General features: G+C 53.4%; 11 protein-coding genes and 1 pseudogene. 8 read left to right on the forward strand and 4 right to left on the reverse strand.

The features are described from left to right. The 3 genes and pseudogenes from RTY00_RS14290 to rimJ all read right to left on the reverse strand — a co-directional run. Positions 1 to 455: pseudogene (locus RTY00_RS14290) on the reverse strand (Gfo/Idh/MocA family protein); the annotation flags it as partial. A 1-nt stretch (position 456) separates the two neighbouring features. After that, on the reverse strand, positions 457 to 1,098 hold the full coding sequence (locus RTY00_RS14295) for a DUF480 domain-containing protein (protein WP_008103104.1): 642 nt from the start codon (positions 1,096 to 1,098) through the stop codon (positions 457 to 459). A 15-nt stretch (positions 1,099 to 1,113) separates the two neighbouring features. Then, complete coding sequence (gene rimJ / locus RTY00_RS14300) at positions 1,114 to 1,707, reverse strand: ribosomal protein S5-alanine N-acetyltransferase (RefSeq protein WP_008103106.1); 594 nt, start codon at positions 1,705 to 1,707, stop codon at positions 1,114 to 1,116. A 245-nt stretch (positions 1,708 to 1,952) separates the two neighbouring features. Between rimJ and mdtH the strand changes: the two genes are divergently transcribed. The 8 genes from mdtH (at position 1,953) to solA (ending at position 8,221) form a co-directional block, all read left to right on the forward strand. Beyond that, the gene (gene mdtH / locus RTY00_RS14305; protein ID WP_312664896.1) at positions 1,953 to 3,155 is read left to right on the forward strand and encodes a multidrug efflux MFS transporter MdtH; all 1,203 of its coding nucleotides are present in this window, start codon (positions 1,953 to 1,955) and stop codon (positions 3,153 to 3,155) included. 89 nt (positions 3,156 to 3,244) lie between these two features. Next, positions 3,245 to 3,892: a glutaredoxin 2 gene (grxB, locus tag RTY00_RS14310; protein ID WP_256696178.1), complete on the forward strand. Its 648-nt coding sequence runs from the start codon at positions 3,245 to 3,247 to the stop codon at positions 3,890 to 3,892. 111 nt (positions 3,893 to 4,003) lie between these two features. Continuing rightward, positions 4,004 to 4,567, forward strand: coding sequence for a lipoprotein (locus RTY00_RS14315; protein WP_312664897.1), 564 nt, complete (start codon positions 4,004 to 4,006; stop codon positions 4,565 to 4,567). Between the two features lie 134 nt (positions 4,568 to 4,701). Continuing rightward, positions 4,702 to 5,748 carry a dihydroorotase gene (gene pyrC / locus RTY00_RS14320; RefSeq protein ID WP_312664898.1) on the forward strand — a complete coding sequence of 349 codons (1,047 nt, stop codon included), beginning with the start codon at positions 4,702 to 4,704 and terminating at the stop codon, positions 5,746 to 5,748. 68 nt (positions 5,749 to 5,816) lie between these two features. After that, the gene (gene dinI, locus RTY00_RS14325) at positions 5,817 to 6,062 is read left to right on the forward strand and encodes a DNA damage-inducible protein I (protein WP_007893661.1); all 246 of its coding nucleotides are present in this window, start codon (positions 5,817 to 5,819) and stop codon (positions 6,060 to 6,062) included. A 134-nt stretch (positions 6,063 to 6,196) separates the two neighbouring features. Further along, on the forward strand, positions 6,197 to 6,466 hold the full coding sequence (locus RTY00_RS14330; protein ID WP_008103116.1) for a hypothetical protein: 270 nt from the start codon (positions 6,197 to 6,199) through the stop codon (positions 6,464 to 6,466). 278 nt (positions 6,467 to 6,744) lie between these two features. After that, a complete protein-coding gene (gene bssS, locus RTY00_RS14335) occupies positions 6,745 to 6,999 on the forward strand; it encodes a biofilm formation regulator BssS (protein WP_008103119.1) in 255 nt (84 codons plus the stop codon). 106 nt (positions 7,000 to 7,105) lie between these two features. Next, entirely contained in the window at positions 7,106 to 8,221 is a 1,116-nt protein-coding gene (gene solA / locus RTY00_RS14340) for an N-methyl-L-tryptophan oxidase (protein WP_312664899.1), read from the forward strand. Between the two features lie 183 nt (positions 8,222 to 8,404). Here solA and RTY00_RS14345 read toward each other — a convergent pair. Then, positions 8,405 to 8,584, reverse strand: a 180-nt coding sequence (locus tag RTY00_RS14345) for a hypothetical protein (RefSeq protein WP_312664900.1), incomplete at its 5' end; no start/stop codon positions are given.

Genomic DNA, 8,584 nt, shown 5'->3' on the forward strand with positions numbered 1-8,584 from the left:
GCCAACGCTATCCGCGCGGTGCTTCTCAATACGCAGCGGGCCGCGCGTGGCATGTCATTTTTTAGCTGCTGATAACGCGGCGCAAAGCGTCGGTTGAATGCCACCATCAGCTTGCGCTTATGCTTGTCCGCTAGCGCCACCAGCGCTTCAGCCTGTTGCAGCGTTTCGGCTAGCGGTTTATCGACGCACACATCTTTGCCCGCCAGCAACAGCGCTTTGACCACTTCGTAATGACTGGCGGTGCTGCTATGAACAAATACCGCATCGCTGGCCGCAGCCAGCGCATCCAGCTGACTAAAATAGGGTATGCGATAGCTATCGCAAATCGGTTGTGCCTTTGCCTGATTGGGCGAAAACGCGCCAGCCAATTGCCAGCCGCTGGCCTGCGATAACACCGGCAGCCACGCTTTTTGCGCGATACCGCCTAAACCTACAATGCCAATGCGTAGCGTCATATCAGAGCTCCTTTTGCAGCAGCTGTTGCAGTTGCGACTGCAACTGAGCAACCGTTTCTTCAAGTTGCGCGACACGCGCGGTTAAATCGTCATTGTCGCTTGCGGTTTCTGCGCTGGCCGCGTCTTCCACCACTTCGCCGCCAAACAGATGCATATAGCGGCTTTCACGTTTGCCCGGTTCGCGCGCCAGGCGCACCACCATTGGACCATCATCGCGCGTGGTCAAACCGTTAAGCGTCTGCTCGACTTCATTCATATCACTGAATTCGTGTAGACGGCCGCTGCGAGTGCGCAGCTCGCCCGGCGTCTGGGCACCGCGCAGGAAAAGCAGCGTCAGCACCGCGACTTCAGCGCTACTCAGTTGCAAGTTACCGAACGCGGAGTTGCAGAAACGCTGTTCATACTTGCTGACGCGCTGGCCGAAGCCGTTATTGGAGGTCACCAGATGCTTTTTCACTAGCTCATCGAGCTGCGTTTGCACCTCCATCTCGCTGAGATTCAGCACCGGTTCGCGGTTGGATTTCTGATTACAGGCGGTGACAACGCCATTAAGAGAGAGCGGATACTGATCCGGCGTGGTGACCTGCTTCTCCAGCAGGCATCCAATTACGCGCAGCGCCTGCGCGGATAAGGCCATTTTCATTGGGGTAATCCTTTTTTATTGTCCACGGCGATCCGGGGTCCACTCCCGGTAGGTCAGCGCAGTCAGGACATGATCCTGCCAGCGCCCATCAATCAATAAGTAATCTTTGGCATAGCCCTCTTTTTCAAATCCGAGGCGCGCCAGCAGATCGCCACTGCGCTGATTGTGCGGCATGTAGTTTGCCATGATGCGGTGAATACGCTGCTGGCGTTGCATATAGCGAAGGGTGGTCGTGAGCGCTTCAAACATCAATCCCTGACCTTGCCACTTCTCGCCCAGCGAATAGCCGAGATAGCAGGCGTGAAACGATCCGCGCAGCACGTTGCTATAGTTGGCCACACCACGCACTTCGGTCTCTTCCGGGTCCATCAGCACAAAATAGTAGGCTGAGCCCTGTTTATGCATGTCAGCGATCAGTCCGAGGCGTGCTTGCCAACCCGAAGGATAACAGTGGCTCTCGTCGCGCACCGGTTCCCACGGCTTGAGAAACGCACGATTTTCAGCGTAATAATCCGCTAATCGCCAGGCATCGCGTTCGTGTACTAAACGCACCACTAAGCGATCGGTAGTGAGGCGCACGCGTGGGCCAGCAGAACGATAGCCAAACATCATGACTCCTGAAATCCATAACTTAAGAAAGATGTACGCCAGCGGCGATACTTCTCACTATAACCGTCACCCCGCTTGCGGTAAAACCCTTGAACGCGTTCCTCAGGATTCATCCTGATTTAGGATTAATATTTCTGCTGATTCGATGAAAAAATATCATCCTGATAAGGCTGTTTTTCGCCCCTGAGCAGGCGGAAAATAGACCAATTGGTCTCTTTTCTCCTCTCACTTGCTCAGGAATTAGCATGTCTCGGGTTGCGCGGGCACGACGCCTCGGTAAAACATTTCTTTTAGTGGATAACATGCTGGTTGTGATGGGATTTTTCGTGGTATTTCCTCTCATCTCCATCCATTTTGTCGAACAGCTGGGCTGGGCCGCGTTGATGGTCGGCATTGCGCTTGGCTTGCGGCAATTCGTCCAGCAGGGATTCGGCATCTTCGGCGGCGCGATTGCCGACCGTTTTGGTGCGCGTCCGTTGATCGTCACCGGCATGCTGATGCGCGCGGCGGGTTTTGCCTGCATGGCGCTGGCGCATGAACCCTGGCTGCTGTGGTTTGCCTGCTTGCTTTCCGGTCTAGGCGGCACGCTGTTTGATCCGCCACGCAGCGCGCTGGTGATGAAACTGGTGCGCGCACGCGATCGCGGCCGCTTCTTCTCCCTGCTGATGATGCAGGACAGCGCCGGTGCGGTGCTGGGCGCACTGATTGGCAGCTGGCTGCTGGCGTGGGATTTCCGCCTGGTGTGCTGGGTTGGCGCGGCGGTGTTTGTCGCTGCTGCGCTGTTCAACGCCATCTGGTTACCGGCGTGGCGTATCTCAACAGAACGCGTTGCGATGCGTGAAGGGATGCAACGCGTCTGGCAGGATAAGCGTTTTCGCCTGTATGTACTGACATTGACCGGCTACTACATTCTCGCCGTGCAAGTGATGTTGATGCTGCCGGTGATGGTGAATCAGGTGGCCGGTGCGCCTGCTGCGGTGAAGTGGATGTACGCCATTGAAGCGCTGCTGTCATTAAGCCTGCTTTACCCGCTGGCACGCTGGAGCGAAAAACGCTTCCGCCTGGAAACGCGTCTGATGGCCGGTTTGTTCCTGATGACGTTCAGTCTGCTGCCGGTTGGCATGACCGATTCGCTGCCGTCGCTGTTTATGCTGATCGCCCTCTTTTATCTGGGCTCAATCATTGCTGAACCGGCGCGAGAAACGCTCAGCGCTTCGCTGGCCAGTTCGCGTGCGCGCGGCAGCTATATGGGCTTCAGCCGACTCGGCCTCGCGATTGGCGGCTTGATCGGTTACTCCGGTGGCGGCTGGATGTTCGATATGGGCCAGCAATGGGCGCTGCCGGAACTGCCGTGGATGCTGCTGAGCAGCGTCGGCATGATCACCCTTTTGGCACTGTGGTGGCAGTTCCAGCCGCGTTCGGTGGCGCCAGCGATTTTCAGCAGCTAGTTTGCCCCTGCCACAGATCTCTTCCATACTTCCCGCACGTCCGAAAAAAGGGTGACCTCCGTCACCCTTAGAACCACAGGAGAAACGGGATGAAACTCTACATCTACGATCACTGCCCTTTCTGCGTCAAAGCACGCATGATTTTCGGCTTAAAAAATCTGCCGTTAGAACTCATCGTTATGCTGAATGACGACGAGCAAACACCGAAAAAACTGATCGGCCAGAAAATGGCGCCGATTCTGCAAAAGGCCGATGGCAGCGCAGTACCAGAAAGTATGGATATTGTGCGGCTGGTGGATAAATACGATCACGAGCCGCTGCTCAATGGCAAAAGCAATCCGGCGATTAGCGACTGGCTGCGCCACGTCAATGGCTACGTGAATAAGCTGCTGCTACCGCGCATTGCCGATGCCTCCTTTGCCGAATTCGCTACGCCGGAAGCGCGCAGCTACTTTAGCGAGAAGAAGCAGGCCAGCGTCGGGGATTTCGGCGAGTTGCGTAAACACGCGCCGGGCTTGATCAAAAACATCAGCGACGATCTGCGTCAGCTCGACAAGCTGATCGTCAAACCCAATGCGGTCAATGGCGAACTTTCAGAAGATGATATTCATCTGTTCCCGCTGCTGCGCTCCTTAACGCTGGTCAATGGTATTGAGTGGCCAAGCCGCGTTGCCGATTATCGCGATAATATGGCGAAACAAACTCAGGTCAATCTGCTCTCCTCCATCGCCGCATAATCCTCATCCACGAGAGGCGCTCCGGCGCTTCTCGTCTCTCTCCTGGTGACAGGTGCCGCTGATTCAGGCAGGCTATCGCTGTTTTGCCGTTTCGATCAGGATGAGGACTATATGAAAAAGGCGTTTACCGGGCTTGTCGCCCTGCTTTTTGCCGTGCTACTCAGCGGCTGTAACCAATTGACGCAATACACCATCAGCGAACAGGAAGTGAATCAGGCGCTGCAAAAGCGCAATAACTTCGAAAAAGACATCGGTGTTTCCGGGCTGGTGAATGCGCACATTGTGCTGAGCGATCTCAACAGCCAAATTGGCCGTGAAGAACCCGGCAAAATCACGCTATCGGGTAAAGCTAATATCAATGTCAGCTCGCTGTTTGGCCCGCAGCAGGCCGAAATGCTGCTGAAGATGAAGGCGCAGCCGGTTTACAACGCACAGGAAGGCGCGATTTATCTGCATGATATGGAGATTGTCGATGCGCAGGTGCAGCCAGAAAAAATGGCGTCGATCATGAAAACCCTTACGCCTTATCTCAATGAGTCGCTGAAGCGCTACTTCAATGAGAAACCCGCCTACGTGCTGAGCGCAGAGCGCAGCAAAGGCGAAGCGCTGGCGAAGAAACTCGCTAAAGGGATAGAAGTGAAACCGGGACAATTGGTGATTCCGTTTACTGATTAATCCGCGCAGCCGCACCTTCGGGTGCGGTTTTTGTTTGTCACAATAAAATCCCGTGCAAACGGTTGCCCACATCCTTATGATTACTCCCCGGCCTAAACGTGCCTCTCGTTTCTTCTCAGCCGGAGTCTTTTTGAATGACAGCCCAACCTCAGCAAATCACCATCCGCCGCCCTGACGACTGGCATATCCATCTGCGCGATGGCGCGATGCTTAACGCCGTACTGCCTTATACCAGCGCAGTAAATGGTCGTGCGATTGTCATGCCAAACCTGGTTCCACCGGTTATCAGCGTGGCCGCTGCCGTGGCTTACCGCGAGCGCATCATCGCCGCGTTGCCTGCTGAGCATGCTTTTACTCCGCTGATGACCTGCTATCTCACCGATTCACTCGATCCTGATGAGATCGAACGCGGCTTCCGTGACGGTACTTTTACCGCTGCTAAGCTCTACCCTGCGCACGCCACCACCAACTCCAGCCACGGCGTAACCAATATCGCCGCGATTGCGAAGGTGCTGGATCGCATGCAGCAGATTGGCATGCCGATGCTGGTGCACGGTGAAGTGACCGATTCTCACATCGATATTTTTGACCGCGAAGCGCGCTTTATTGAAACCGTGCTGGAACCGCTGCGCAAACAGTTCCCGGCGCTGAAAGTGGTGATGGAGCACATCACCACCAAAGAAGCAGCAGAATATCTGGCTGCCGGTAACGAACTGCTGGGTGCTACCATTACGCCACAACACCTGATGTTCAACCGTAACCACATGCTGGTTGGCGGCGTGCGTCCGCATCTTTACTGCCTACCGATTCTGAAGCGCAATATTCATCAGGAAGCGCTGCGTAAACTGGTCGCTAGCGGTAATCGTCGCGTATTCCTCGGGACCGATACCGCGCCACATCTGCGTCACCTGAAAGAAGCCAGTTGCGGCTGCGCCGGTGTGTTCAATGCGCCGACCTCATTGCCTGCTTACGCCACGGTGTTTGAGGAGCTGAATGCGCTGGAGCATTTCGAAGCCTTCTGCTCGGAGAACGGTGCGAACTTCTACGGTTTGCCACTGAATGAAGGCACGCTGACGCTGGTGCGTGAGTCCTGGCAGGTTGAAGAGAGCATTGCCCTGGCGGATGACACGCTGGTGCCTTTCCTTGCCGGTGAAACGCTGAACTGGCGCATCAAAGAATAATTTTCTGCTGCTTGCCTTCGGGATAATTATACTGTACAAATAAACAGTATATTATTCCGGAGGCTTCTATGCGTGTTGAAATTACCGTAGCAAAAACTTCGCCCCTTCCTGCAGGTGCACTTGATGCACTCAGCATCGAACTGGTTCGTCGCATTACACAGGATTTCCCTGACGACGATCATCACGTCAAAGTGCGTTATGCCGGCGGCAACCAACTTAGCGTGTTTGGTGGCTGTAAAGAGTCACGCGAACGCATTAGCGAACTGTTACAAGAAACCTGGGAAAGCGCTGACGACTGGTTTAATAACGATTAACAGCCACTGTGCCGGGTTTCGCCACCCGGCTTTTTTGTTTTTATTTCCCTCTCGCCAGAAAAACTTCCTGCATCTAGACTCATGTTAAACGATCCCCTATTCTTGCCTCGTCATGCTTACAGGAGGTGTTTTACATGACTACTGAAAAACCAGAAGAGGCGATGACCTTCGGAGAGTTGCTGGCATTTATTGCTGAGCAACAGCGCCGCTTAACCGTATTAGAAAATGCGTTTGCCACCTTAACCTTCTGTCTCGACGATCGCGCCAATCAGTTGCTGGTCCACAACCTGACGCTGGAAGCGCAAAACCAGAACCATGACGAGCAGTTACAGCAGCATTTTACCCGGCTGGCGGAAGAGATTCAGAAGCGTCACGGCCTGCTGCCGAGCGAGCCACACGCCTAAAAGATTCTCTTTTTTCGGCCTAAAGTTTTCTCTTATAAAAGCCGATAATTTCGTAACTACTGCCAGTAATATTTCCAATAAAATGCCTGACGTTTCGGGCATTTTATTATTCGCCATAACGTCAATGTGAAGCGCATTTATTTTCACTCAGATTAGGTTCGTCATACCTTTTAACTATTGTACCCGTTATTTCATGTTATAATTGTTTCGCTAGTGCACGATACAGCCGCATTGAACCTCAAGAAGCACTTCGTTTAACGAGTAATACGGAGGTTATAATGGACAGAAATAAAGACGTCATCCAGACTCATCCGTTGGTTGGATGGGACATCAGCACCGTAGACAGTTATGACGCCATGATGATTCGCCTGCACTCGCTCTCCTCGCAGGGGCAGAAAGAAGAAGAAGCTGACGTGGGCCCAACCTACTGGCTGACTACCGATGTAGCCAGACAGTTCATCTCTCTACTCGAAGCTGGCATTGCAAAAATAGAGTCTACCGAGCAGTACCTACGCGACAATCAAAAGCATTAATTTCTACTATCGCGTGAAAGGGCACCCAACAGGGTGCCTTTTTCATGGGCGCTCTCTTTTGATATGCTATTGAAAAATTTCGCCGTTTTGCTGGAGTGATGTCGTTATGGTTTATGATCTGATTGTGGTGGGAAGCGGTTCGGTAGGCGCAGCAGCCGGGTTTTACGCCACGCAGGCTGGCTTATCAGTCCTGATGATTGATAGCGCCCATCCCCCGCACAGCCAGGGCACACATCATGGCGAAACCCGCCTGATTCGCCATGCTTATGGCGAAGGTGAACGCTACGTGCCGCTGGTGCTGCGCGCGCAGACGCTGTGGGATGAGCTGGAACGTCAGAGCGGCGAGCGCATCATGCATCGTAGCGGCATCCTTAACTTAGCGCCTATTACATCCTCCTTTATTCAAAATGTCATCGATAGCGCGAAAGCATGGCAGCTGGATGTGAAAATCCTGCAAGCCGATGAAGTGCGCGCGCGCTGGCCGCAGTTCACGGTGCCAGATGGCTATATTGGCGTGTTCGAACCTAACTCCGGATTCCTCAAATGCGAGCAAGCGGTGCGCAGCTGGGTGCAGCTGGCGGAACAAGCCGGCTGCGCGCAGCTGTTTAACTGCCCGGTGACAGAAATTGGTCGCGATGGCGATCTGCAGCAGGTCACCACCAGCGATGGCATTTTCCGCGCGCGTAAATTGCTGGTCAGCGCCGGAACATGGGTTAGCCAGTTGGTCGCCGATCTGCCGGTTGCGCCGGTGCGTAAAGTTTTTGCCTGGTATCAGGCAGATGGTCGCTACAGCGAGAACAACAAATTCCCCGGCTTTACCGTAGAGATGAGCGATGGCAGCCACTTCTATGGCTTCCCAGCGGATAACAATGCGCTGAAAGTGGGACGTCACGATGGCGGCCAGTTGATGCAAACGCCGGTCGATCGCAAACCTTTTGGCAGCATCGCGGTGGATGGCAACGAGTCCTTTAACTTCCTGCGTAAATTCCTGCCGGGCGTGGGCGTCTGTTTGCATGGCGAAGCCTGCAGCTACGACAATACGCCGGATGAAGATTTCATAATCGATACGCTGCCCGGTGAGCCAAATCGCCTGATCATCACCGGTTTAAGCGGACACGGTTTCAAATTCGCCAGCGTGCTGGGTGAACTTGCCAGTGAATTTGCGCAGAACAAGCCGTTCTCTTTCGATATTAAGCCCTTCTCACTCGCGCGATTTAACTGATGCGCAGATGCCGGCGCTCATTCTGCGCCGGCAAGATTGACGCAAATTGACATTTAATTACCTAAATAAATATTCAATGCAGCGATATGCCGCATTTGGTGTAGTCAATATGCAATATTCCGCAATAGCCTTCGTCTTTTAAGTCATCCCTTCAATTATCCTGACTGAGTTTTAATTAAATCCTCATTTATTCCGAAGATGATTTTCGACTTTATAGAAAAGTAAGGTTAATTGATCTTTCATTGCAAAATGTAGATGCTCATTACCACTTATTTCATTCCAGGTGATTTTAATGTGGCGTAATTCCACACAGCATTTCGGCGCTGTCTCGATTTTATTGCATTGGCTTATGGCGCTGGCTAT

Origin of the sequence: Pantoea sp. CTOTU49201 (assembly GCF_032054795.1) — a bacterium.
Classification (GTDB): domain Bacteria; phylum Pseudomonadota; class Gammaproteobacteria; order Enterobacterales; family Enterobacteriaceae; genus Pantoea; species Pantoea symbiotica.

What these genes read in the sequence shown, in the direction of transcription:
- grxB (WP_256696178.1), top strand. Translation starts at nt 3,245, where the DNA reads ATGAAACTCTACATCTACGATCACTGCCCTTTCTGCGTCAAAGCACGC.
- dinI (WP_007893661.1), top strand. Translation starts at nt 5,817, where the DNA reads ATGCGTGTTGAAATTACCGTAGCAAAAACTTCGCCCCTTCCTGCAGGT.
- solA (WP_312664899.1), top strand. Translation starts at nt 7,106, where the DNA reads ATGGTTTATGATCTGATTGTGGTGGGAAGCGGTTCGGTAGGCGCAGCA.
- RTY00_RS14330 (WP_008103116.1), top strand. Translation starts at nt 6,197, where the DNA reads ATGACTACTGAAAAACCAGAAGAGGCGATGACCTTCGGAGAGTTGCTG.
- bssS (WP_008103119.1), top strand. Translation starts at nt 6,745, where the DNA reads ATGGACAGAAATAAAGACGTCATCCAGACTCATCCGTTGGTTGGATGG.
- mdtH (WP_312664896.1), top strand. Translation starts at nt 1,953, where the DNA reads ATGTCTCGGGTTGCGCGGGCACGACGCCTCGGTAAAACATTTCTTTTA.
- rimJ (WP_008103106.1), bottom strand. Translation starts at nt 1,707, where the DNA reads ATGTTTGGCTATCGTTCTGCTGGCCCACGCGTGCGCCTCACTACCGAT.
- RTY00_RS14315 (WP_312664897.1), top strand. Translation starts at nt 4,004, where the DNA reads ATGAAAAAGGCGTTTACCGGGCTTGTCGCCCTGCTTTTTGCCGTGCTA.
- pyrC (WP_312664898.1), top strand. Translation starts at nt 4,702, where the DNA reads ATGACAGCCCAACCTCAGCAAATCACCATCCGCCGCCCTGACGACTGG.
- RTY00_RS14295 (WP_008103104.1), bottom strand. Translation starts at nt 1,098, where the DNA reads ATGAAAATGGCCTTATCCGCGCAGGCGCTGCGCGTAATTGGATGCCTG.